23 protein-coding genes and 1 pseudogene are annotated in these 23,426 nt (G+C 61.0%); 13 read left to right on the forward strand and 11 right to left on the reverse strand.

Going from position 1 to position 23,426, the window contains the following annotated elements; translation table 11 throughout:
* Positions 1 to 9: 9 nt before the first annotated feature.
* On the reverse strand, positions 10 to 942 hold the full coding sequence (locus tag ELH03_RS16180) for a VOC family protein (RefSeq protein WP_128400970.1): 933 nt from the start codon (positions 940 to 942) through the stop codon (positions 10 to 12).
* A 239-nt stretch (positions 943 to 1,181) separates the two neighbouring features.
* Positions 1,182 to 1,883 (reverse strand): uracil-DNA glycosylase, encoded by a 702-nt coding sequence (gene ung / locus ELH03_RS16185; protein WP_128400969.1) that lies wholly within the window; start codon positions 1,881 to 1,883, stop codon positions 1,182 to 1,184.
* Positions 1,884 to 2,122: 239 nt separating this feature from the next.
* On the opposite strand from ung, the pseudogene ELH03_RS37755 reads away from it, so the two are divergent.
* The 3 genes and pseudogenes from ELH03_RS37755 to ELH03_RS16195 form a co-directional block, all read left to right on the forward strand.
* Positions 2,123 to 3,544 (forward strand): annotated as a pseudogene (locus ELH03_RS37755) (phosphomannomutase); the annotation flags it as partial.
* A 42-nt stretch (positions 3,545 to 3,586) separates the two neighbouring features.
* Positions 3,587 to 5,014, forward strand: a complete 1,428-nt coding sequence (locus ELH03_RS37760) for a mannose-1-phosphate guanylyltransferase/mannose-6-phosphate isomerase (RefSeq protein ID WP_197727791.1) — start codon at positions 3,587 to 3,589, stop codon at positions 5,012 to 5,014.
* A 119-nt stretch (positions 5,015 to 5,133) separates the two neighbouring features.
* On the forward strand, positions 5,134 to 5,439 hold the full coding sequence (locus tag ELH03_RS16195) for a hypothetical protein (protein ID WP_128400976.1): 306 nt from the start codon (positions 5,134 to 5,136) through the stop codon (positions 5,437 to 5,439).
* Positions 5,440 to 5,493: 54 nt separating this feature from the next.
* Here the strand turns inward: ELH03_RS16195 and ELH03_RS16200 are convergent, their stop codons facing one another.
* Positions 5,494 to 6,450 (reverse strand): endonuclease/exonuclease/phosphatase family protein, encoded by a 957-nt coding sequence (locus ELH03_RS16200; protein ID WP_128412694.1) that lies wholly within the window; start codon positions 6,448 to 6,450, stop codon positions 5,494 to 5,496.
* Positions 6,451 to 6,731: 281 nt separating this feature from the next.
* On the opposite strand from ELH03_RS16200, the gene ELH03_RS16205 reads away from it, so the two are divergent.
* Positions 6,732 to 7,748, forward strand: coding sequence for an NAD-dependent epimerase/dehydratase family protein (locus tag ELH03_RS16205; protein WP_128400966.1), 1,017 nt, complete (start codon positions 6,732 to 6,734; stop codon positions 7,746 to 7,748).
* Between the two features lie 147 nt (positions 7,749 to 7,895).
* Here ELH03_RS16205 and ELH03_RS16210 read toward each other — a convergent pair whose 3' ends face one another.
* Both ELH03_RS16210 and ELH03_RS37440 read right to left on the reverse strand, forming a co-directional pair.
* Entirely contained in the window at positions 7,896 to 8,282 is a 387-nt protein-coding gene (locus ELH03_RS16210) for a hypothetical protein (RefSeq protein WP_128412693.1), read from the reverse strand.
* Between the two features lie 193 nt (positions 8,283 to 8,475).
* Entirely contained in the window at positions 8,476 to 8,628 is a 153-nt protein-coding gene (locus tag ELH03_RS37440) for a hypothetical protein (protein WP_018243232.1), read from the reverse strand.
* A 519-nt stretch (positions 8,629 to 9,147) separates the two neighbouring features.
* Between ELH03_RS37440 and ELH03_RS16215 the strand changes: the two genes are divergently transcribed.
* The 7 genes from ELH03_RS16215 to ELH03_RS16245 all read left to right on the forward strand — a co-directional run bounded on the left by ELH03_RS16215 (position 9,148) and on the right by ELH03_RS16245 (position 17,578).
* The gene (locus ELH03_RS16215; protein ID WP_130806699.1) at positions 9,148 to 11,238 is read left to right on the forward strand and encodes a phospholipase D-like domain-containing protein; all 2,091 of its coding nucleotides are present in this window, start codon (positions 9,148 to 9,150) and stop codon (positions 11,236 to 11,238) included.
* Positions 11,239 to 11,364: 126 nt separating this feature from the next.
* Positions 11,365 to 12,066 carry a CerR family C-terminal domain-containing protein gene (locus tag ELH03_RS16220; protein ID WP_130766508.1) on the forward strand — a complete coding sequence of 234 codons (702 nt, stop codon included), beginning with the start codon at positions 11,365 to 11,367 and terminating at the stop codon, positions 12,064 to 12,066.
* Entirely contained in the window at positions 12,063 to 13,076 is a 1,014-nt protein-coding gene (gene hlyD / locus ELH03_RS16225) for a secretion protein HlyD (protein ID WP_130766509.1), read from the forward strand. The genes ELH03_RS16220 and hlyD overlap by 4 nt, the downstream gene beginning before the upstream one ends.
* On the forward strand, positions 13,073 to 14,818 hold the full coding sequence (locus tag ELH03_RS16230) for an ATP-binding cassette domain-containing protein (protein ID WP_130766510.1): 1,746 nt from the start codon (positions 13,073 to 13,075) through the stop codon (positions 14,816 to 14,818). Before hlyD ends, ELH03_RS16230 begins: the two co-directional genes overlap by 4 nt.
* The gene (locus ELH03_RS16235) at positions 14,815 to 15,942 is read left to right on the forward strand and encodes an ABC transporter permease (protein WP_130659233.1); all 1,128 of its coding nucleotides are present in this window, start codon (positions 14,815 to 14,817) and stop codon (positions 15,940 to 15,942) included. The genes ELH03_RS16230 and ELH03_RS16235 overlap by 4 nt, the downstream gene beginning before the upstream one ends.
* Position 15,943: 1 nt before the next feature.
* Positions 15,944 to 17,053 carry an ABC transporter permease gene (locus ELH03_RS16240; protein WP_128400959.1) on the forward strand — a complete coding sequence of 370 codons (1,110 nt, stop codon included), beginning with the start codon at positions 15,944 to 15,946 and terminating at the stop codon, positions 17,051 to 17,053.
* A 129-nt stretch (positions 17,054 to 17,182) separates the two neighbouring features.
* Positions 17,183 to 17,578: a DUF1236 domain-containing protein gene (locus tag ELH03_RS16245; RefSeq protein ID WP_028758591.1), complete on the forward strand. Its 396-nt coding sequence runs from the start codon at positions 17,183 to 17,185 to the stop codon at positions 17,576 to 17,578.
* Here ELH03_RS16245 and ELH03_RS16250 read toward each other — a convergent pair whose 3' ends face one another.
* From ELH03_RS16250 to ELH03_RS16275, 6 genes are all read right to left on the reverse strand, one after another.
* A complete protein-coding gene (locus ELH03_RS16250) occupies positions 17,579 to 17,791 on the reverse strand; it encodes a hypothetical protein (RefSeq protein WP_128400958.1) in 213 nt (70 codons plus the stop codon).
* Between the two features lie 98 nt (positions 17,792 to 17,889).
* Positions 17,890 to 19,425, reverse strand: a complete 1,536-nt coding sequence (locus ELH03_RS16255) for a winged helix-turn-helix domain-containing protein (protein WP_130766511.1) — start codon at positions 19,423 to 19,425, stop codon at positions 17,890 to 17,892.
* Between the two features lie 101 nt (positions 19,426 to 19,526).
* Positions 19,527 to 20,570 (reverse strand): Gfo/Idh/MocA family protein, encoded by a 1,044-nt coding sequence (locus ELH03_RS16260; RefSeq protein WP_018481653.1) that lies wholly within the window; start codon positions 20,568 to 20,570, stop codon positions 19,527 to 19,529.
* Between the two features lie 9 nt (positions 20,571 to 20,579).
* Positions 20,580 to 21,365, reverse strand: a complete 786-nt coding sequence (locus ELH03_RS16265; RefSeq protein ID WP_128400957.1) for a ThuA domain-containing protein — start codon at positions 21,363 to 21,365, stop codon at positions 20,580 to 20,582.
* A 191-nt stretch (positions 21,366 to 21,556) separates the two neighbouring features.
* On the reverse strand, positions 21,557 to 21,898 hold the full coding sequence (locus ELH03_RS16270) for a DMT family transporter (protein ID WP_128400956.1): 342 nt from the start codon (positions 21,896 to 21,898) through the stop codon (positions 21,557 to 21,559).
* Positions 21,899 to 21,916: 18 nt separating this feature from the next.
* On the reverse strand, positions 21,917 to 22,480 hold the full coding sequence (locus tag ELH03_RS16275) for a TetR/AcrR family transcriptional regulator (RefSeq protein ID WP_128412556.1): 564 nt from the start codon (positions 22,478 to 22,480) through the stop codon (positions 21,917 to 21,919).
* A 165-nt stretch (positions 22,481 to 22,645) separates the two neighbouring features.
* On the opposite strand from ELH03_RS16275, the gene ELH03_RS16280 reads away from it, so the two are divergent.
* Both ELH03_RS16280 and ELH03_RS16285 read left to right on the forward strand, forming a co-directional pair.
* Positions 22,646 to 23,056, forward strand: a complete 411-nt coding sequence (locus tag ELH03_RS16280; RefSeq protein ID WP_128400954.1) for a group II truncated hemoglobin — start codon at positions 22,646 to 22,648, stop codon at positions 23,054 to 23,056.
* Positions 23,053 to 23,424, forward strand: a complete 372-nt coding sequence (locus tag ELH03_RS16285) for a DUF423 domain-containing protein (protein ID WP_130766512.1) — start codon at positions 23,053 to 23,055, stop codon at positions 23,422 to 23,424. The genes ELH03_RS16280 and ELH03_RS16285 overlap by 4 nt, the downstream gene beginning before the upstream one ends.
* Positions 23,425 to 23,426: the final 2 nt, after the last annotated feature.

Raw genomic sequence — 23,426 nt, forward strand, 5'->3', positions numbered from 1 at the left:
CGCCTCTCCCTACGCTTCGAGCGGCTGCAGGTGCTGCTCGAGCAGCGCGCGAAGATGGGCGTGCTGCTGCGGCAGTTTCAGGGCTTCGCCGAGATGGGCCGTATCCTCGTCACGGTCGAAGCCGGGCTCATTGGTCGCGACCTCGAACAGCACGCCGCCCGGAGTGCGGAAATAGATCGCCCAGAAATAATCGCGGTCGATCACCGGCGTGACCTGATAGCCGGTGTCCATCAGCGCCTTGCGCACTTCGAGCTGCTTCTCGCGGTTTTCGACGGCAAAGGCGACATGGTGGACCGAGCCGGCGCCGGGAAGCGCGCGGGCAATGTTCGGCATGGTCTCGAGATCGATGCGATGCGCGCCATTGCCGGAGGGCATGATCAGCCGCTTGACGCCGTCCCTCTCCTCGGCAACCTCATAGCCCATGAACTTCAGGAGTTCGGCCGTGGCGCCCTCGTCCCTCAGCCGCATGGCGACGGAGTGGAAGCCGCGAATGGCATGGTCTTCGCTGATGCCGCCATGTGTCCAGGCCTGGCGGGCATCATCCTTGACCTCGACGAGCGCAAAGCCGTCGCCATCGGGCCCGGAGAAGTTCAGCCGCTTTTCGCCGAAACTTTCCTCGGTCTTCAGGCCGCCGACACCAAGCGTGGCAAACCGATCGCTCCAGAAGCCGATCGAGCCTTGCGGAACGGAAAACACCGTCGTGCCGACTTCGCCGGTACCGGGACGGCCCTGCGCCATCTTCGGGAACGGGAAATAGGTCATGACCGTGCCGGGTGCACCGGTCTCGTCACCATAATAGAGGTGATAGACATCAGGCGCGTCGAAGTTCACCGTCTTCTTGACGCGGCGCAGGCCGAGCGCATTGGTGAAAAACTGGTTGTTGGTGCGGGCGTCCTCCGCCATCGACGTGACGTGGTGCAGACCCTTGATCTGATCGAGCATGTGAGACCCCTTTCATGCCCGCCGTTGCGGGCTTTCGATGAGGCTAAGATGCGCGCTGAAGCGCCCACAGAACAGACCCGCAGACCAAAACGCATTGTCTTCTTTTAGTGAACGAACACCAACTTGCGTTCACATCTAAAGCATGTCGCGCAAAACTGTGCAGTGGTTTTGCGATAACGACATGCATAAAAACAAAGAGCTAAAGCGCGTGGAGCGAATCTGAACGATTTCGACGCGCTTTAAGCATCATCGGGATTGGCCGGCAATTGCCAGTCGATCGGCGCGCGCCCGCGCGATTGCAGGAAGGAATTCGCCTTCGAAAAATGCCCGCAGCCGAAAAAGCCGTTATGGGCCGAAAGCGGCGAGGGATGCGGCGCCCTGAGCACAAGATGGCGCGTCGTATCGACGAAGGCGGCCTTGCGCTGAGCATAGGAGCCCCAGAGCATGAAGACGACGGATTCGCATTCATCGTTGACCTTGCGGATGACGGCGTCGGTGAAGCGTTCCCACCCCTTGCCCTGATGGGCAGCCGCCTGCCCTTCCTCGACGGTCAGCACGCTGTTCAGCAGGAGCACGCCCTGTCTTGCCCAATGTTCGAGAAAACCGTGACGTGCCGGTGCTATGCCGAGATCCGTCTCCATTTCCTTGTAGATATTGACGAGGGAGGGCGGTATGCGCACGCCCGGCCGGACACTGAAGCACAGCCCATGGGCTTGCCCGAGTCCATGATAGGGGTCCTGGCCGAGGATGACGGCCTTGACGTTGGAGATCGGCGTCAGATCAAGAGCGCGGAAATATTCGCTGCCCTTGGGGAAAATCCGCTTGCCGACTTGCTTCTGCGCGACGAGGAAGGATTTGAGCTGTTGCATGTAGGGGCTTGAAAACTCCCCCTCCAGCGCAGCCTTCCAGCTCTCCTCGAGACTGACGGATGTATCGCTCATCTAGGAAAATCCTTCGCATAGGACGAAACAACGGACACACGGTTCTAACAAAATCGATCTACGCTGCAATGCCTGTCGGGTCGGCAATGGGTCTACACCTTCAGAATTCGGTGAGAGATAATTGCTTGAGGCTGTCCGAGGCACCGTCGTCCGTGTTTAACTATATGATGGCTTCGGTATTTACGTCGGCGGGCGGCCTGAGTAGAACCTTGATTGTGAAATCGGAGCCATGTCTTCCTATGAAATTCGGCACGAGCGGCCTTCGCGGACTTTCAGTCGATCTCAAGGGACGCTCCTCTGCCCTCTACGCCACCGCGTTCGGCAAATATCTGCTGCAGACCGGCAAGGCGCGGGCCGGCGACGTCATTCTGATCGGCCGCGATTTTCGTGATTCAAGCCCTGAAATCTCGGGAAATTGTGCCGGCGCGCTTGCCGCGCTCGGCTTCCGGATATTTGACTGCGGCAATGTCCCCACGCCCGCCCTTGCCCTCTATGGTCTCGAGAGCAACGCCGCATGCCTGATGATTACGGGCTCGCATATTCCGGCCGACCGCAACGGCATCAAGTTTTATCGCCCGGATGGCGAGATCGACAAATCGGACGAGGCGGCAATTACCGCATTGGCGACAGAGATCGAGCGGACTGGCGAAGCGGTGGTTCAGGCGCCGGCCGGGACGGAGGAGCATGAAGCGATCTGCCGGCAGCTCTTTTTCGAACGCAATGCCGCCCTGCTTCCGCAAGGCGCGCTGTCCGGCCTGAAGATTGGCGTCTACCAGCACAGCACCGTCGCCCGCGACCTCCTGGTTGACGTTCTCGCCCATTACGGCGCCGAGATCACCGCTCTCGGACGTTCGGAGAGCTTCATTCCCGTCGACACCGAAGCCGTTTCCGACGAGACGATCACGCTGATGAAGCGCTGGGTGTCCGAGCACAAGTTCGATGCGATCGTCTCGACTGATGGCGACGGCGACCGGCCGCTGGTCGCAGACGAAACCGGCACACCGCTGCGCGGTGACCTTCTCGGCCTTGTGGCAGCCAATTTCCTCGGCGCCGGCACGGTGGTGACACCGGTTACCTCCAATTCGGGCATCGAGGCCGCGGGCTCTTTCGCCGTCAGGCGCACCCGCGTCGGCTCGCCCTTCGTCATCGCTGGCATGGAAGAGGCCGTAGCGGCCGGCGAAGATCATGTCATGGGCTTTGAAGCCAATGGCGGGCTGCTGACTGCAACCCCCTTCGATATCAACGACAGAGCCGTGCGAGCCCTGCCGACGCGCGATTGCTTTATCCCGATGCTCGCGATCCTGTCGCTCGCTGCCATTCGCAGGCAGCCGCTTTCTGCCGTTGCCGCCTCCTATCACCTGCCCTTTGCCGCGGCCGATCGCCTGGAGAATTTTCCGCTGGAGACGAGTGCCGCGCTGATGGCGCATCTGCGCGCTTCGGAAGAAAATCTCTCGGCTTTCCTGCAGCCGATCGGCGAGGTGGCGACAAAATCCGACATCGACGGACTTCGCGTGACGCTAAGGGATGGCGGGATCATTCATTTCCGCCCGTCCGGCAATGCGCCGGAAATGCGCTGCTACACGGAGGCCGGCAGCGAAGCTGCAGCCCTGGACCTGCTGAATACAGGGCTCAATCGAATAAGAGACTGGGCAGGCGCCCGGCAACATGCGACGAACAAGCCGTTTATTTCAAGGAACCCGCCTATGACGCAGAAAATCATTCCCGTGATCATGGCCGGCGGCAAAGGCACGCGGCTCTGGCCGCTTTCCCGTGCCACCGCACCGAAACAATTCATCCAGTTCGTCGGCGACAAGACGTTGTTTCAGGAAACTCTCGAACGCGTTTCCGATCCCGAGCTCTATGAAGCCCCGATCGTCGTCACCAATGAGGAATTCCGCTTCCTGGTCGCCGAACAGGCTCGCGAGCGCGCCATCCCGCTCGCAGCGATCCTGCTCGAACCGGTCGCCCGCAACACAGCCGCAGCGGTAGCCGCGGCCGCAACGCTTGCCGCCGACCTGTTCGGCAAGCACACCATCATCCAGATGCTCGCCTCGGATCACGAGATCCTTGCCGACAAGAGCTATTTCGATTGCATCCGCATCGCCCGCGATGCCGCTGCCGACGGCAAGCTCGTAACCTTCGGCATCACCCCGACGGAGCCGGCGACGGGTTACGGCTATATCGAGATCGGCGATGCCCTCGAAAACGGTGCACACAAGGTCAAGCGGTTTGTCGAAAAGCCGGCACTTGAGAAGGCCGAGCAGATGCTCGCCGACGGCGGCTTCTACTGGAATTCAGGCATCTTCATGTTCCCGGTGCCGGAACTCATCGCCGAACTGCAGGAATATGCGCCCGATGTGCTGAAGGCGGCCAGCAAGGCCGTTTCGAAAGCAAGCCGCGACCTCGATTTCACCCGCCTCGACGCCGACCATTTCGCCAAGAGCCCCGATATCTCCATCGACTATGCGATCATGGAAAAAACGTCCAAGGCCGCAATCGTCCCCTCGCCGTTCAAATGGTCGGACATGGGCAGCTGGGATGCCGTCTGGAAATCAGGCGCACGCGACGAAAACGGCAATGTCGCCGCCTCAAACACCACCGTCGTCAATACCCGCAACTCGCTCGTCATGACCCATGGTGTGCATCTTGCCGTCCAGGGCATGGATGATGTCGCCGTCATCGCCAGCGAAGACGCCGTCTATGTCGGACCGCTCAAAGACAGCCAGAATGTCGGACAATTGGTCAAGATGCTGGCCTCTACGTCCGCCACGGCGAAATTCGCCGAAACCCATCCGACATCCTATCGCCCCTGGGGCGGCTATACCTCCATCTTCAACGGCGATCGTTTCCAGGTGAAGCGCATCTTCGTCACGCCGGGCAAGAAGCTATCGCTGCAAAAACACCACCATCGCTCCGAACACTGGATCGTCGTCAAGGGAACGGCTGAGGTGACGGTCGGCGAAACCGTGCGGATGCTGCGCGAGAACGAAAGCGTCTATATTCCGCTCGGCGAAGTCCACCGCCTCGCCAACCCCGGCAAGATTCTTCTCGAGCTCATCGAGGTTCAGACAGGCTCCTATCTCGGCGAGGACGACATCATTCGCATCGTCGATGAGTTCGGAAGAACGTAAAGTGCAGCCAGAGCCGATAGGCGGGCCTTTTTCTGGCGCGCCATCCTCGCTGTTGAATTTCCTCTTGGGGTTCTCGTAGAATGGACGTACCGACAAACATGACCGGAGATATCCCCCTGATGCGTACCCTGCCCGCCCTTGCCGGATTTCTTTCCATCATGGTGCCGGGAATGGCGTTTGCCGAAACGGCGAACATGCGAACTGCAAGCGAGACTGAAATTCGCCAGCACTTGCCCGGCACGTCGGAACTGAAAGAAAGCAGCAACGGCTACGAATATCGCAAGGGCAACGCGAACGGCTATAAAATAAACAATGGCCAGGTGTGTGTCCTGTTTCCCAGCAAGAAGACCGACTGCGTCAACGTGAAGACCGACGGCAAGACCTTTCAGATGATCGATAAGAAAGGCGGCCGAACCAGATTCTGATTTGCGCCCCCGGCGAGGTCATCCTGCCCGGCAAGATATCTTGCCCCGGCAAATTCATTTTGCCGGTGACGTTTCGCCGCCCCTGTCGAGAACAAAATCGGCTATCAGGCCCGAATGGTTCGAGCCAAGGCTGGAATCCAGACGTTTCAGCGATGTCAGATGAAGCGGCGCGCGCGCAAATATGTGATCGATGGCGATTCCGAGCGCGCCGGCGCTGACCGGCCATGTTGCCGGTTCTGGCGTGATCGTCTTCAGCTTCTGTTCGCGCAGGAAACCTTGGATGCTCGGGGCGATCACCGAGGAGTTGAAATCGCCTGACAGTACCAGAGGGCCGTCGATCGAGCCCACCGCTTTGGCGAGATCTTCCAATTCAGCCATCTGGAAATCGTCGAAGTATGGTTTGGTCAGATGCGCTGACACCAGATTGATGGTCTCACCGCCGAAGTCGACGCTTGCTATAACAAGCCTGTTTTTTCGCAGACTGCCCATACTTGCGACCTGCCGGCTGACGAACGGGCGTTTGGAGAGCACCAGCGTATCGCATGTATCCTTCCCGGCATCGCAACCGATATGATAGGGATAGGCCTTGAACAATTGCTGCAGGTGGAACGTCAGCGGCTTGGCTTCGAGCAGATTGACGACGTCGGCATTCGACGCGATCACCATGTCGGTGATCTCAGTCGAGTTTCTCCAGTTGTCGATCGCGATGTTGAACGACATCAGACGAAAAAGCGGCGGCTTGTTCGTCGCTTTGTCATCCTGCGAGAACTCGCGCAGCATGATCACCCCGTGAACGACGAGAAAGAGCGAGACAAGCAGAAGGATAAAGCCGTAAATCTGCCTTTTGATAGTCAAAACGACGAGACTGGCGGCGACGAACACGACGCCGAGGTGAACCTGAAAGCTGTAGACGAAGGACAGAAGCCAGAAGTTCGTGACATAGCGTAACGACACGATCGCGATGGCAACGGTCAGAAACGCGCAGAGAATCCAATAAATTATATCTCTCATCGATCCTGACCTGCTTGCAGACGACCGGCCGGCCATAACATGCAAGCAATGATGTTGCAACGCAGCATAACGGCCGAGAGGCGAGGCTGATCGGCAGACGATATCGATGATCTCGCCCTCATCCGGCAAGGCAGCGGCGGACAGGCCGCCGACAGTAGAGACAGAGCTGCGACCTTCTCTTTCAAAGACCTATCGACTCGGCCTCTTCTTATCTTGTAAGTGGGGTCACTTGATACGGAATCGGCTCTTTGCCGTCGGCAGGGAGCCGAGAAAAGGTGGGAATGCGCTACTTCATTACAGGGACTGCCGGTTTTATCGGTTTTCATCTGGCCAGGCGCCTGCTGCAAGAAGGGCATGACGTCACAGGCTTCGACGGCCTGACTCCCTATTACAACGTCAAGCTCAAGGAGATGCGCCATGCGGCACTCTCCCAGTTTCCTGCCTTCAAACCCGTCATCGCGATGCTCGAGGACCGCCCAGCGCTGGAAGCGGCCGTTCTGGAAGCCAAGCCCGACATTCTGATCCACCTCGCCGCACAGGCCGGTGTGCGATACAGCCTGGAAAATCCAGAGGCCTATCTTCGTTCGAATGTCGAAGGCTCGTGGAACATCATGGAAATCGCGCGGCGCGTCGAAATCCGCCATCTGATGCTGGCCTCGACATCATCGATCTATGGCGCCAATGCGACCGTCCCCTTTCGCGAAACCGATCGCGCCGACGAGCCGCTGACCATCTATGCGGCAACGAAGAAATCGATGGAGCTGATGGCGCATAGCTATGCCCATCTTCACAAGATTCCGACCACGGCTTTTCGTTTCTTCACCGTGTATGGCCCATGGGGCCGACCCGACATGGCGCTGTTCAAATTCACCAAGAACATGCTTGAAGGCCAGCCGATCGAGATCTACGGCGAAGGCAACATGAGCCGTGACTTCACCTATATCGACGATCTTATTGAAGCGATCGTCAGACTGTCGGCAATCGGCCCGAGCGAGGAAAACCGTCTCGACGACGTGGCTGTCGAAACGCTTTCGCGCCAGGCGCCCTTTCGCGTCGTCAATATCGGCGGAGGCCAGCCGGTCAGCCTGATGGATTTCGTCGAAACGGTGGAAAAGGCGCTCGGCCGTCCTGCCATTCGCAAGATGCTGGCGATGCAGAAGGGTGATGTGCCGCGTACCTTCGCGGCCCCCGATCTGCTCGTCGCGCTGACGGACTACAAACCGGATACGACCTTGGAGGTCGGCGTCAAGGCCTTCGTCGACTGGTATCTCGACGTGCGCGGTGAACTCGACACCTAGAGTATTTCCGTTTTTCTTCGAATCACGGAAATGCTCTATCTCTCTGTTTTCACGCAATTCCGGACGCAAAACCGCTGCGCACTTTTGCTGAAATTGCTCTAGGTGCGGACGATCTTTGGCCGGATCGGCCTAGGATCTGGCTAAGTGTCAGCGAAGAAACGCAACTGCCTGCATGGCCTCGACCGCCGTCGAAAACACGTAACCGACGACAATGGTGAGGCTCTGCGAATAGGTCTTGAGCCGGTAGCCCTCGCCCTCGACGGTCGCGGGGCTGCGCAGGACGAAAGGAACGCCTGGGCGCACGAAACCGGCGCGTGTCGTCAACGGAACTTCCGGTGAATGGCCGATGGCGGAGGTGTACATCAGGTCGCGGGCAAGGCTGGCTGGGCCGATGGCGAAGGCCGGCTCGGCAGCGGCGGTGATGGTCAGAGTCAAGGCGATGGCGGCAAGAGTTCTGTGCATGTCGAAGTCCCCGTTTGCGGATCGGCGGGCTTTCGGTTTGCCCGGCTCCAAACGATCGATGCGTCTGTCCACGCCTCGGTCGCTTTCATGAGACCACTCTACACATCAGTATTTTCAGGGCTTTTAAGCGGATCGGTCAAATTTTACGAAATTTGACTTTCTGTCCGGAAGGGCTCGGGACGCACAAGGAAATATGTCTGCCGGACTGCAGGCCAACAACGCAACATCAGAAAACGTGTCGATGACCTGGACGCTGCATCGCAGTCTACAGAATGCGATCCAGCTTCTTGTTGAGGTGTAGGTTCGGCATCAATCCTGCGCTTTGCGCAGCGTGATAGGATTCTCGCGCCGCATCGAACGAGATCGACCACATGATGGCGCTGAGCAGCAGCGCGATGATATAAATCTGAATACGCATCGAACCGGCGATACGGAAAGAGCAAGGCAGTTTTGTGTCAAAACATAGCCACAGGTATCACAAAAAGTGGCACTTCTTTTGTTTCGCGGCCGGCGGGCGCCAGACATATTAGTGTCGTGAAAATTAGCGATATTGTATCGCTACCTGTTAGCAGCCGACCCCGAGGCTTGGTTCCTCTTCACACTCCGAGAACCCTGAGAGGTCCGTTCTCCACGGGCCTCTTTGCCTTCTTTCCGGAACAGCTGAGATCGCCCGATCCGATAGACGCTGAACGGCGCATCTCGATCCCAATCAGGCACGCGTCCCGCCATGAGCGATGTCACGTTACTTTAGTATCGTTAGCCTATATGTGTTGAACTTGGCGCAACCGACGATAGAGTTGGTTCACTCGAGATCTGGGGCTGCGCATGCGTGCAGAGCCAATTGCCCCGGCAACGGGCGGCATGGCCGGTGCATGCGATCTTCATCGTCATCGCGGATGCAATCATGGTCTGAGCAAACAACGGGCGGGAGGCAGGCATGGGAAGGATTACCAAGGCAGGCGCATGGTGCAACGGCGAAGTCGCCTACCTCGCCTGGATGGCTGACGGCCCGATTGCCGATTGCCTCGGCTTCATGATCAGCCGCATACACGAGACCGGGCCGGAGGCCGGAGCCCGGCGCATCCTGCCGACCTGGATCGCTTTTACCGACCAGTCGAATCCCGACTGGCTGGAGCAGGACAGTTCGGTCTGGCCGATCCAGCAATATCAATGGCGCGACCTGACGCTGCGCCGCTCCCGCGACGAGGCGACCGTTCGGCCGATCGATTTCAGGATTCACTACGAAATTACGCCGGTCGGCCTCGCAGGCCCCGGCCGGAAACCGGTTCCCGCCTCCGACACCGCCCCCTATCGCGATGAAAACGGCAAGCCGCCTTATGTGGGGCCACCACGGCCGCTCTTTTTTCTGGACGCGCCCTTCAAGACCGAGAGCATCGACGTCACCCATGATTTCCCGGGCGGCGGCGCCATCAAGGCGACCTATACCAACGGCATCCTTTCGACGCAGAACCTGCTGCGCCAGCTGGAAAAGGTTCAGGGCGTCAAGCCGGAGAATATTGCCCCCGGCCCGGCGATGCGTGTTACCGAAGGCCTGCTGAAGACGCTGAAGGCGCACATCCCGAAGAAGGGCGATCCGATCCGCCTGTTCCTGACCGCCGATGTGCTGAGCTTCCTGACAGTGCTGATCGACCGCGCCGAGACGGGCAACGGCGAGCTCTATCTCGCGCTCTACGAGCTGCACGATCCCGAACTGATCCAGCGGCTGACGGCACTGGTCAAGGCCGGCAAGGCGCATGTGATCCTTTCCACCTCGGGCTCGACCGATCTCAACAAGAAGGGCGACCCGCTGCCGAGGAAAGCGGTCGTCCGGGACACCGGCAACCATGATGCACGCATCGGCCTCCATGCCGCTGCTCCCTCGGCAGAGCGCATGCAGGATCGCCTCTTCAACAACAACAGCCATATCGGCCACAACAAGTTCGCCGTCTATGTCGAGGGTGGCGTCGCGCGAGCCGTGATGACCGGCAGTACCAACTGGACCGAAACCGGCCTCTGCACCCAGTCGAACAACGTCATCCTGATCGAGGACAAGAATGTCGCCGCCCGTTTCCTCGCCTATTGGAAACTTTTGCGGGACGACCCGCAGCCTGTGGGCGTTCCGCTGACGGCTTCCAACCATGGTGAGACCGCCGAGGGCTTTGCCCCGAGCAAGGGCGTGCAGGGCACCGCCCTGCGCCAGGCGAATGCCGCGCCGACCGGACCGATGAAGCTGAAGGACGGGAAGACCACCGTCGAAATCCTGTTTTCACCCAACACCAAGGCGCAGACCAAGAACAAGACTTCGCCGACACCCGTCGATCTCAGCCGCGTCTATTCGCTGATGGAGCATGCCGACAGCGCCATCCTGTTCCTCACCTTCTATCCTGGTGTGCGCGGCGAACAGAACGTCATCGGCCAGGCAGCGGAGCTTGCCGTCAAGCGGCCGGACCTGCTCGTCCAGGGCGCGATCAGCAATCCGGCGGCACTGCCGCCGGCAAGACCCGGTGAACCCACAACCTATGTCCATCAGCCGGATGGCGAGGTCAGGGACCTGCCGCAGCGGGCGATCTGGTGGCCGGACGGCGATACCGGCCGTGTCGTCATGGTGCGCGCAGCGGCCATCTCCGCCCAGTTCGGCGATCTTCGTCCCGAATTGCTGAGCGCAGGCCACGCGATCATCCACGACAAGATCGTCGTCATCGACCCGCTCCATCCCGACAATTGCACCGTCATCACTGGCAGCCACAACTTGGGTTACAAGGCCTCCTACCAGAACGACGAGAACCTGCTGATCGTCCGCGGCAACCAGTCGCTCGCCGTCGCCTATGCGATCCACATTCTCGACGTCTATGACCACTACGTCCTGCGCGCCAAGCTGCAGGAGGAATTGCGCCAGTCGCTGATCGCCACGGGCCGGGCGCCCAAGACGGAATCGGGTGGCTTCCTCAACGCCAAGGCAAGCTGGCAAGGGCGATGGTTTGCCCCCGCCAAGGCTCCGTCGAGCCGGGATTACTTCCTCGGCCTCTGATCGCCACCCAAGCATTGCGTCCATCGAATTGGTTCATGCCTTCGCATCAGCGAAGGCATTATAACAGCTACTCTCAAAATATATCAATCGATTGACTTATTTTGGTGTCAATGTTATAAAATTGCCATGACCCAAGAACACGACAACCAGCCACCGGCCTCCGCCCGTGCAGAGATCGCACGCCAGAAGATGCTGTCCGCCGCCCTCGACGTCTTCGGCCGTTATGGCTTCGACGGCGCCTCGACGCGCCAGCTCACGGAAGCGGCCGGCGTCAACCTGCAGGCCATCCCCTATTACTTCGGCAGCAAGGAAGGCCTCTACATAGCCACGGCCGAATATCTGATGATGCGGATCAATACGCATGTCGGTGACATGAGGGCGCGCGTCGGCGCGCATCTGCTGGCGCTCGATGCTGCGGGTGAACAGCTGAGCGAAGCTGAGGCCCGCCATTTCCTGACCGAGATTTTGCAGACCATGGTGACGCTGTTTGTCGGCAGGGAATCCGAATCCTGGGCGCGCTTTCTGATCCGCGAGCAGATGGAGCCGACAGAAGCCTTCACACGGGTCTATCAGGGCCTCATGCGTCCGATGATCGAGATGGGCCGGCGGCTGATCGGCGCCATCCTTCGTGAGGATCCCGCCTCGGAACATGTGCGCCTGCGCACCTTCACCCTTCTCGGCAGCATCCTCGTCTTTCGCGTCGCCCATGCAGCCGTGCTCGCCCAGATGGAGTGGGATGGCGTCGGCCCGGAACAGGTGGAAACGGTGCGCGGCCTGGCCGCAGAGCTGGTCGATGCCATCGGCCCGCTGAAAGGAAGTGCCGCATGAAACGCATCCTTCCGATCGCCATCCTTCTTCTCGTTGCAGCCGGTGCCGCCGCCTGGTGGTACGCCCTGCCCGAAAAGCTCGGCTGGTGGCCTGAGGCTAGCCGCGAATTCGTCCTTTACGGCAATGTTGATATCCGCCAGGTCTCGCTCGGCTTCCGCGTCAGCGGCCGCCTCGCCGAACTCCATGCCGACGAGGGCGACGTCATCAAAAGCGGTACGGTTCTGGCAAAGCTCGATGCAGCTCCTTATGAATTCGCGGTCCGCTCGGGCGAGGCCAATGCCGCAGCCCTTCAGGCGACGCTCGACAAGCTGAAGGCCGGTCCGCGGCCGACCGAGATCGCCCAGGCGCGCGCCGCCTATGACGAAAGCATCGCCGATCTCCGCAATGCCAACCTCGCCTATGACCGCGCCCGCCAGCTGCGCCCGCAGGGCACGATCTCCGAGGCGAGCCTCGACCAGGCGACCGCCGCAAGGGCGATGGCCGCGGCACGCTCCGATTCTGCCAACGAGGCACTGAAACTGCTGCTGGAAGGCTCCCGTGTCGAGGACATCGCCGCCGCCGACGCCCAGCTGAAGGCGGCTCAGGCAACACTCGCCTCCGCCCGCACTTCGCTCGATGATACCGAGCTGCGCGCCCCGAACGACGGCGTCATCCTCTCGCGCGTGCGGGAAAATGGCGCGATCGTCTCGCCGGCGGACACCGTCTTCGTGTTGTCTCTGACCGAACCTGTCTGGGTGCGCAGCTATGTCGCCGAGCCTGATCTCGGCCGCATCCATCCCGGCATGAAGGTTTCTGTCGCCTCCGATACGGCGTCCGACAAGCCCTATGAAGGCACGATCGGCTTCATCTCGCCGGTCGCCGAATTCACCCCGAAATCGGTGGAGACGCCGGAGCTCCGGACCGACCTCGTCTATCGCCTGAGGATCGTCATCGACAAGCCCGGCCCGGATCTGCGCCAGGGCATGCCGGTCACCGTGCGCTTTTCCACGCCGACGGCGAGCGGACAATGACTGCCGCCGAGACCGGCCGGGACGACAAGCCGCTCGTCCGGATCGACGGCGTCACCAAGCGCTTCGGCACCGCGCCGGCCGCCCTTGACGCCGTCTCCGGCGTTATCGGCAGCGGCGCAATCACCGGCCTCGTCGGCCCTGATGGCGCCGGCAAGACAACGCTGATCCGCCTGATGACCGGTCTGATGCTGCCCGATACGGGAACGGTGGAGGTTCTCGGCTTCGATACCAGGAAGAATGCCGCCGGCATCCAGGCGGCGATCGGCTACATGCCCCAGCGCTTCGGTCTCTATGAGGACCTTTCGGTACAGGAAAACCTCAATCTTTACGCTGATCTGCGCGGCTTGCCGAAGAGCGAACGTGCCAGTGCTTTCGACGAGCTGCTCACCTTCACCGATCTCAAGCGTTTCACCGGCAGACTGGCGGGCAAGCTCTCCGGCGGCATGAAGCAGAAGCTCGGCCTTGCCTGCGCGCTTCTGAAAAAGCCGCGCCTGTTGCTGCTCGACGAGCCGGGCGTCGGCGTCGATCCGATCTCGCGCCGCGACCTCTGGCAGATGGTTGAGAACCTGACGAAGGAAGGCATCGGCGTGCTTTGGTCGACCGCCTACCTGGACGAAGCGGAAGCCTGCGACCATGTGCTGCTGCTCAACCAAGGAAAGCTGCTGTTTTCGGGAAAACCGGCTGACATGACCGGCCGCGTCAACGACAGGGTCTTCCGGGTCACGGGCATTACAGGGCGCCGCCGTCAGGTGCTCGCCGGACTTCTGCAAGCCGATGGCGTCATCGACGGCGTGATCCAGGGCGAGGCGATCCGCCTCGTCGCCGCCAAGGACAAGAAACCGGATATCGGTTCGGTCGGCGATGGCGCGACGCTCACCCCTGCCCCCCCGCGTTTCGAGGATGCCTTCATCGACATGCTGGGCGGTGGTCCTGGTGGCCGCTCGAGGCTGGCAGAGGCGCAGGAGCCGACGAAGGGCGATGACGACCGGCCGGTGATCGAGGCCAAGGGACTGACCAAGCGCTTCGGCGATTTCACCGCAGCCGATAGTATCAGCTTCGAAATCCGCCGCGGCGAGATCTTCGGCCTGCTCGGCCCGAACGGCGCCGGCAAGTCCACCACCTTCAAGATGCTCTGTGGCCTGCTGAAGCCGACCGGCGGCGAAGGCCGTGTTGCTGGTTTCGATCTTCGCCGAGATGCCGCCGGAGCCCGCAACCAGCTCGGCTACATGGCGCAGAAATTCTCGCTCTACGGCGATCTGACCGTCATGCAGAACCTCGAATTCTTCTCTGGTGTCTATGGGCTTCGCGGAAAACATCGGCGCGAACGCATCGATCTCATGGCCGGCATCTTCGATTTCGGCCGCCATCTCGGCCAGCCGGCCAAGGACCTGCCACTCGGCCTGAAGCAGCGGTTGGCGCTCGCCTGCGCCGTCATGCACGAGCCGCGCGCCCTCTTCCTCGACGAACCGACATCAGGCGTCGATCCCATCACCCGGCGCGAATTCTGGACGCATATCAATGCGCTGGTCGAAAAGGGCGTCACCGTGCTCGTCACCACCCATTTCATGGACGAGGCGGAATATTGCGACCGCATCTCGCTGATCTACCGCGGCCGCTCGATTGCGCTCGGCTCGCCCGATGAATTGAAGGCCCGGGTCGCGACCAAGGAGCAGCCGGACCCAACGATGGAGGATGCTTTCATCGCCCTCGTGCAGCAATCGGAAGCGGAGGATGCCGCATGAGCGCCTCTTCCGGCAGGCTTCGGCGTCTTTCAGCCCTGGTGCGCAAGGAAAGCTTCCAGGCGATCCGCGATCCGAGCAGCATCCTCATCGCCTTCGTGCTGCCGTTGATCCTGCTCTTTCTCTTCGGCTACGGCGTCTCGCTCGATACCACCCGCACGCGCATCGGCCTCGTGACCGAGGAGATGACGCCGCTGACGCAGGATCTGTCGGCCAGTTTCCAAGCCTCGCGCTATTTTGATGTCGCCATGGGACGCGACCGCCGTCTGTTCGAGGAAGACCTCGTGCTCGGCAAGGTGCGCGGCATCGTCGTCATTCCGGCCGACTTCACCACGCGCTACACCGCCGGCAACCGCCCCGATATCCAGGTGATCGTCGACGGCTCCGATCCGAACACCGCGAATTTCGTGCAGAATTATGCCCAGGGCGCCGTCGCCAACTGGGAGCGGCAGAGGCAGGCGGACGTCGCCTTACATAGTCCTGCCATCTCGGTCGAGCAACGCTTCTGGTTCAATCCCGAACTGACCAGCCGCAATTTCCTCGTGCCGGGCTCGATCGCCATCGTCATGACGCTGGTCGGCACGCTTTTGACCTCGCTCGTCGTCGCTCGCGAATGGGAGCGCGGCACAATGGAGGCGATGATGGCGACGCCGGTGACGGCGGTCGAATTGCTCGCAGGCAAGATCCTGCCCTATTTCTTGCTCGGCCTCACCTCGATGACGCTCTGCGTGCTGCTTGCGGTCTTCCTCTTCGGCGTGCCGTTCCGCGGCTCCGTCGCCGCCCTTTATGCACTGTCGGCCGCCTTCCTGGTCCCGGCGCTCGGCCAGGGCCTGTTGATCTCGACGGCAACGAAGAACCAGTTCCTCGCCTCGCAGCTGGCACTGATCTCGGCCTTCCTCCCAGCCTTCCTGCTTTCTGGATTCCTCTTCGAGATCAATTCCATGCCGGTAGTGATCCAGTGGATCACCTTCATTGTTCCGGCGCGTTACCTGATCCCCAGCCTGCAGACGGTGTTCCTCGCCGGCGACATTTGGCCGATGTTCGCAAAGGCAATCGGCGTGATGCTGACGATCGGCGCTATCATGTTCGTGCTTGCGGCCCGCAGCACCAGAAAGAGGATCGGCTGAGATGTGGACAAGGCTTTACGCCCTGATCGTCAAGGAACTGCTCGCCGTGCTGCGCGACCCCAAGGGCCGCGCTATCCTGATCGGCCCGCCGATCATGCAGCTTCTCGTTTTCTCCTATGCGGCGACACTCGAGGTTCGCAATGTCGACGTCCTGATCCTCAACCGCGACAGCGGCCACTGGGGCCAGGAACTGATCGAGCGCATCGATGGCTCGCCGACTTTCCGGAAGATCGAGATCGCCTCCAGCCAAGCGGAGGTCCGCGTGGCGATCGACAACCAGACGGCCATTGCCGCCGTCGAGATCGGCCCTGACTTTTCGCGCAATATCGAGGCGGGAGCGCCGGCCGACCTGCAGATGGTGCTTGATGGCCGTCGCTCCAACGCCTCGCAGATCGTCGCGGGCTATCTCTCGCAGATCGGTGCAGCGCTCGCTGCCGAGACCCCGGCAGGCAAACGCGCCGGCGCCGATATCGTCTCGACCGTGCCGCGCAACTGGTTCAACCCGAACCTCACCTATCAATGGTTCATGGTGCCAAACCTGATCGCTAGCATTGCGCTGCTGATCGGCCTGATCGTCACGGCGCTGTCGATCGCCCGCGAACGCGAGCTCGGCACCTTCGACCAGTTAATGGTCTCGCCGCTCCGCATCCACGAGATCCTGATCGGCAAACTGATCCCGCCGATGATGATCGGCCTCTTCCACATCACCGTCTATATCCTGGCCGCCGTCTTCCTCTTTGAGGTGCCGCTGCGCGGCTCGCTCTTCCTGCTTTACGGCAGCGCAATCTTCTATCTCGGCTCGGTCGCCGGCCTTGGCCTCTTCATCTCGGCGCTGTCGATGACGCAGCAGCAGGCGATCCTCGGCGCCTTCCTTTTCATGGTTCCGGCCATGCTGCTCTCAGGCTTTGCGACGCCGATCGAGAACATGCCGGGGTGGTTGCAGCCGGTGACCCTGATCAATCCGCTGCGCTATTTCCTGGTGATCGTCAAAGGCGTCTTCCTTAAGGATATTCCGCTGAGCGAGGTGGTGAACCAGACGATTCCGCTGGCGCTGATCGCCACTGTTACGCTCAGCGCCGCCGCCTGGCTCTTCCGCCGGCGGCTGGAATAACGGCCCCAACCCCGGCTTCCGCCGCCTCACATAATGTGAACCGGCCTTCCAAAGCGTGACTCTCCCCTGCTGGAACCTCGGATTGGCGTGGTCGTTACCCAAACGCAACCCCAGCAAAGGAGAAGCAAAATGTACAAGGTCCTACTTGTCTCCAGCGCCCTTGCGCTGTCGTCACTTGCAACCAATGCGCTCGCTGATGGAGCCGTGACCGGTGCAGCCGGTGGTGCCATCACCGGCGCAATCGTCGGCGGACCCGTGGGTGCTGCCATTGGCGGTGTGGCCGGCGGTGTCGCCGGTGCCGTTGTCGATCCGCCGCCGCGCGAGGTCGTCACCTATGTCCAGCAGCAGCCGGCCCCGACCGCCTCCGTGGTGGTCCAGGAACCGATCGTCGTCGGTAAGCCGCTTCCGGCAGACGTCGTCGTGACGCCGGTGCCTGACAATCCGAAATATGCCTATACGGTCATCAACAATCAACGCGTGATTGTCGAACCCCGCACCCACCGTGTGGTGCAGGTCATAGAATAATCAGGCAACCGAAGCCGCCTGTTGCGGCTCGGCAACTTCCGGCCCCGCTTCGGCGGGGCTTTTTTTCGTGCGCTCGCGCCACCTGCCGATCAGCGAGAACAGTACAACAAGTTGCCGTGGCAACGTAAACCCCTGTGGCAGCGCCTCTATGGGAATTCGGTCGCCGTAAAGCTTGCCCTGTTTGAGCGATAGAATATGCATGCTGGAAAGCACGAGCCGATCCTCCATCCTGATTGATGGGATCAACGTGGCCGAAGTGACGAGGCTGGGTCCTTAAAGTCCGACTAAAAGCTGCAAAAACTTGCAAAAGCCTATGGCCGCGGACGCATCCCGGCGCGCGCCAGCCCTTCCAGAACCGGCGCAAAACGCTGGGGATTCTTGGCCGGCTGACCCGCCAGAATGCCTTCCAGCGTCACATCAGGTGCAATCGCCTCGAGCGCATGCAGGAATTGCCACGCCTGCTCCATATTGCCGAGATGCGCGTGTGCGGCGATCAGCATCCAATAGGTCGGGTCGAAATGGGCGTTCAGCGCCAGCGAACGTGACGCGTGTGAAATTGCAGCCTCGTAATTGCCGCGGAAGATTTCGGCCATGGCGATGCCCGTCAGCGAAAAACGCGCATCCGGATCGCGGGGTCCCAATCTCACGGCACGATGTAGGCGCTCGAGCGCCTGATCGATATCGCCACAGTGCAAGGCTGCAATTCCCGAGCATGCCGCGACCATAAGATCGTTGGGATTGGCGGCTGCGGCGGCCTCCAGCACAGCCATGCCGCCTTCATAATCCTTGCCCGTCTGCAGCAATGCCATGCCGCAATGGACCATCACGCGGGGATCGCCTGCCGAATGCTGAAGTCCACGACGGGCAAGACTGATGCATTCCGCCTTGTCGTCCTTCCCGAGTCGCGGCCAACCCATGGTAATGCGATGTTCGAGCGCCCATGCGGCATGCGAAAGCAGCATCGCATTTTCCGGCTCCATGGCGAGCGCCTCCTGCAGCAAGGCATAGGCGACGGCGTTGTTTTCGATCGACTCGTCGATGATCGCGGCAAGGGCACGCAGATCGAGATCGTAAACTGCCGGACTGTTCGGCCTGTCGCGTCGTGACCTCTGGATTTCGGCGATCTCGATCGCCGGCTCGACGATCGAGGCGACGCGTTCCGTGATACGGTCCTGGAAGGCGAAGATGTGGCTTATGCCGTCTTCAAAATGATCGGCCCAGAGATTGGTCGCCGCCACGCCATCGACCAGCTGCACATTGATACGCACCTGCGCGCCTTCCCGCCGGATGCTGCCTTCGAGCACGTAGCGTACTCCCAGCTCCGCCGCCACCTGTCGCACATCGATGCTGCGTCCTTTGTAAATAAAGGCGGAATGGCGCGAGACGACCGAAAAGGAGCGGAAGCGCGCAAGGGCCGTGATGATCTCCGTCACCACGCCATCGGCAAAATAATCCTGGTCGACTTCGCCCCCGAGATTGACGAAGGGAAGAACCGCGACGGAAGGCGGCTGCGGCGCCACGGGCGCCATCCCGGCATCGTCCTGGCGCGGCAGGCGATAACCAACCCTGGGAACCGTGACGATCCACTCCGTGCCATCGGGCCTTGCGCCGAGAATCTTCCTGAGCGCGGCAATCTGAACCGTGAGGTTGCCTTCCTCCACGGCAAGCCCCGTCCAGGCCCTGTCCATCAGATCCGCCTTGGTGACGACGCGGCCCTCAGCCTCCAGCAGCATGCCGAGCAGAGCTGCCGGCCGTGGTCCCGTCGCAACGGACTTCCCTTCCCGCCACAGGCTTCCTGTCACGGGATCGTAAACGAACGGACCGAAGGAGAGCCTCGAGCTGCCCATGCAGAAGCATAGCGTGAAATTCTCGCAAACTGAAAGCGGATCGACGCGCTGATGCGTTGCAAAAGCCGCCGTCGGAACGGCGGCTTGGCAGTGAAGCAGGATCAGACCTTCAGCTCGCGCCGTTCGCGCTCGGTCACCATTGCAAGATCGAGCACCTTCTGCAGGTTGGCAGCGTGACGGAAGTTCGGATCCGGCTGGACGCCGCTTGCCACGGCCTCGGCAAAACGCTCGTAGTTGGTCGCCACCGGTTCAACCTCGATCTTCGTCCAGGTGGCAGTTTCGACATCCTCGCCGAGGCAGCCATGCAGCTCGGAACCGGTGGGACGATGGATGACCTCAAGGCTGCCCCGCTCGCCATAGATACGCAGCTTCAACTCGTTCAGATGCCCTGTCGCCCAGCGGCTGGCATGGATGACACCAAGCGCGCCATTGGCGAAGTCGACAGACATGGTGAAGCTGTCATTGGCATCGAGCAGATATTCGCCGATCTGGCCGCCCGGCGCCTTGTTGAAGGTCTTCAGCCGCGCAAAGACGTGGTCGATGTCGGTCGCCGCACCATAGGCGGCGAAATCCAGAATATGGATGCCGACGTCGCCGAGCACGCCGTTCGAACCATGGCCGGTGGAAAGCCGCCACAGCCAGGTGGATTCCGTGCGCCAGTCGCCCCAGGCGCGTGACACCAGCCAGCTCTGGAGATAGGAGGCTTCCACATGTCTGATCGTGCCGAGCTCACCGGCGAGCACCATCTCACGGGCGCGCTGCAGCGGCGCGACGTTGCGATAGGTGAGGTTCACCATGTTGATGACGCCGGCCTTTTCGGCCGCCTCCGTCATCTCCAGCGCTTTCGCATAGTTCTCCGCCAGCGGCTTTTCGCAGAAGACGTGCTTGCCCGCAGCAATCAGCGCCATCGTCGTCGGGTGATGGATGCGGTCGGGCGTGACATTTGTCGCCGCATCGAATTCACCCCAGGCGATCGCCTCTTCCAGCGAAAGAAACCGCTTTTCGATGTTGAACTTGTCCGCGAAGGCCGAAAGCCGCTCGGGATCGGTGTCGACGGCGCCGACCACAGTCACGCCGTCGATGAGAGGGAAGCGGGCGAGCTGGTTTTTCGCCATCACGCCCGTGCCAAGAACGAGTAGTCGCATGGGTGCTCCTCAGCGGTAACCGGCTTCGCCGGCCTGGTGCAGTCTCGGGCCGCGTTCGACGATTGGCTCCAGTGCTTTTTCTACCGGCACATTTGGAGCATCGGTAATGCCAGTCAACGACCCCTCAGGGTTATAGGCCCACTTCACGCCGTTGATCAGCACCTTCTGGACATTGACGTCGTGATAGGTCGGATAGGTCTCGTGGCCGGGGCGGAAATAGAAGATGTTACCGGCGCCGCGCCGCCAGGTCAGGCCCGATCGGAATACTTCGCCGCCCTGGAACCAGGAGATGAACACCGTTTCGAGCGGTTCCGGCACCGAGAACTGCTCGCCGTACATTTCCTCGTTCTCGAGCTCGAAATGCTCGCCGATACCGGCGGCGATCGGATGGCGCTGGTTGATTGTCCACAGACGCTCGCGTTCGCCCGCCTCGCGCCATTTCAGCGCGCAGGGTGTGCCCATCAGCCGCTTGAAGATCTTGGAGAAATGGCCGGAATGCAGCACCAGCAGGCCCATGCCTTCCCAGACGCGCTTGGCAACCCGCTCGACAACGACGTCGGAGACCGCGCCGTGATCCTTGTGGCCCCACCAGGTCAGCACATCGGTTTCGGCAAGGCGGGCTTCGCTGAGGCCGTGTTCCGGCTCCTGCAGCGTCGCTGTCGTCGCCGAGATACTTGGATCGGCATTCAGTGCGTTGGCGATCGTCGTGTGCATGCCTTCGGGATAGATGCCCCGGACGACGTCATTGGTATTCTCGTGGATATTCTCTCCCCAGACGACGGTGCGAATGGCCATGATGTGCTCCTGTAGAACCTGGAAATATCGATAGGCGGGAAGGCAGGATTCAAAGCGCTTTGGAAAACGGCGCTGGCTGCGCCTCGTCTCCTCCACGTTCAAAGAACACATAGACCTTTGTCAGTATTTTGACAAAGGGGAAAATTTGCCGGCCGGAGACGGAGAATCCGCCTGCCAATATTACAGCAATATCAATGCGAAACGGATTTCGAGAATAGATTGACGACCACAACGCCTGTTATGATCAGCCCGAGCCCGACGATTGCCGGCAGGTCGAGGCGCTGCTTGAAGAGGACCAGGCCGACCGAGGAAATCAGCACGATTCCCAAAGCGCTCCAAATCGCGTAGGCGATACCGACCGGAATGCTTTTCAAGGTCAGCGACAGGCAATAGAAGGCAGCCGCATAACAGGCGACGACGAGTACCGTCGGCCCGATGCGGGTGAATTGCTGCGACAGCTGCAGCGCGGTCGTACCGATGACTTCGAGCACGATGGCTGCAAACAGCAGCCCGTAGACGGCGGCCTGGCTCATGGCGAATTCCTTTTCGAATTACTTGCCGGTCAGTTCGACAAGGCGATCGATGAGATCCCGCCTCAGAGCGCCGTTGATATCATGGCTTTCCAACGTATCTGCGAACCAAAGTCCGTCGGCGGCGAAACGCACGACGTGTGCGTCGAGGGAGGAGTCGGTGCCGATATATTCCTCAGCCCGCGCCTGCACCCATTGGCGCCAGCGAAGACGCAGCCGGGGTTCGGCAAGAAGCGCGATCGTCACCTGCGTCCAATTCCGGGATTCGTCGGGACGTTCCTTGAGACCGGATACGGCCCTGAGATAGGCGCGGGTGAAGCGGCCCTGCGGTAGCGGATCGCCGCGCATCAGTTCTTCGATATCGGCGTCGAACTTTTCGAGCAGGCTCTCGAACAGGGCGTCGAGCAGCGCATTCTTCGTCGGGAAGTGATGCAGCAGCCCACCCTTGCTGACGCTGGACGCGGCGGAAACCGCATCGAGCGTGACGGCGGCCATGCCTTCGCTGGCAGCAAGGCGCGCTGCGACCTCCAGCAACTGCTGGCGCACGAGGACGGGCTGCTTCTTGCGATGATGAGCGTTCGACATGAAAGTAAAAGATACCGTCCGGACGGTTTTGTCAAGGAGAATCGGCCGCAACCCCTACGTTGCCAGCATTATGCGCGAAATGCCGCGGCACCTTGATGACAGTTGCGATCATTTTCCGCCCGGTGCATGAAGGGCCTGGGGATTAGGATGGTATGGGATGGTTTCGTGACGGAGAAGGTCATCACACTCTATGAGGCGATCGGCGGCGATCCTGTCGTACGGGCGCTGACGCACCGCTTCTACGAGCTGATGGACAGGCTGCCGGAGGCGAGAAACGTGCGCGCCTTGCATCCGCCGAGCCTTACCGGCAGTGAAGAGAAATTCTACGAATATATGAGCGGTTATCTCGGCGGCCCGCCGCTCTATACCGATAAGCGCGGTCATCCGCGCCTGCGCAGCCGCCATTTCGTCGCCGAGATCGGTCCTGTCGAGCGCGACGAATGGCTGCTCTGCTTCCGCCGCGCCCTGGACGAGACGATCGCAAGCCAAGCGCTGTGCGATCTCATCTGGGCGCCGGTCGAACGGCTCGCCTACCATATGCAGAACAGGGCCCCTGACAACAAGGAACAACCATGAGCTTGAACGCGCGTCTGGAACCGGTGCTCTATCTCTTTGCCGGCCTGTTGGGCGTAGCCGGCGTGGCGCTTGCCGCCCTTGCTGCCCATGGCGGCGGCGAGACCAATCTTGCGGCATCCGCATCTGCCATGTGCCTTGCCCATGCCCCTGCCCTGCTGGCATTGGCTCTCGGCAGTGCCAGGCTCGGAACCGCCTGGCTGGCCGGTTTTCTGATGATTGTCGGAACGCTGCTTTTTGCGGGCGATCTCGTCACCCTGCGCTTTACCGGCTCCGGCCTCTTCCCCTATGCCGCGCCGACCGGCGGCTGGGCGATGATGCTTGGCTGGCTGGCCGTTGCGGCAGGCGCTGTCTTCCGCGTCAGGGCATAGAG

It is taken from the genome of Rhizobium beringeri (genome assembly GCF_004306515.1).
GTDB classification, from domain to species: domain Bacteria; phylum Pseudomonadota; class Alphaproteobacteria; order Rhizobiales; family Rhizobiaceae; genus Rhizobium; species Rhizobium beringeri.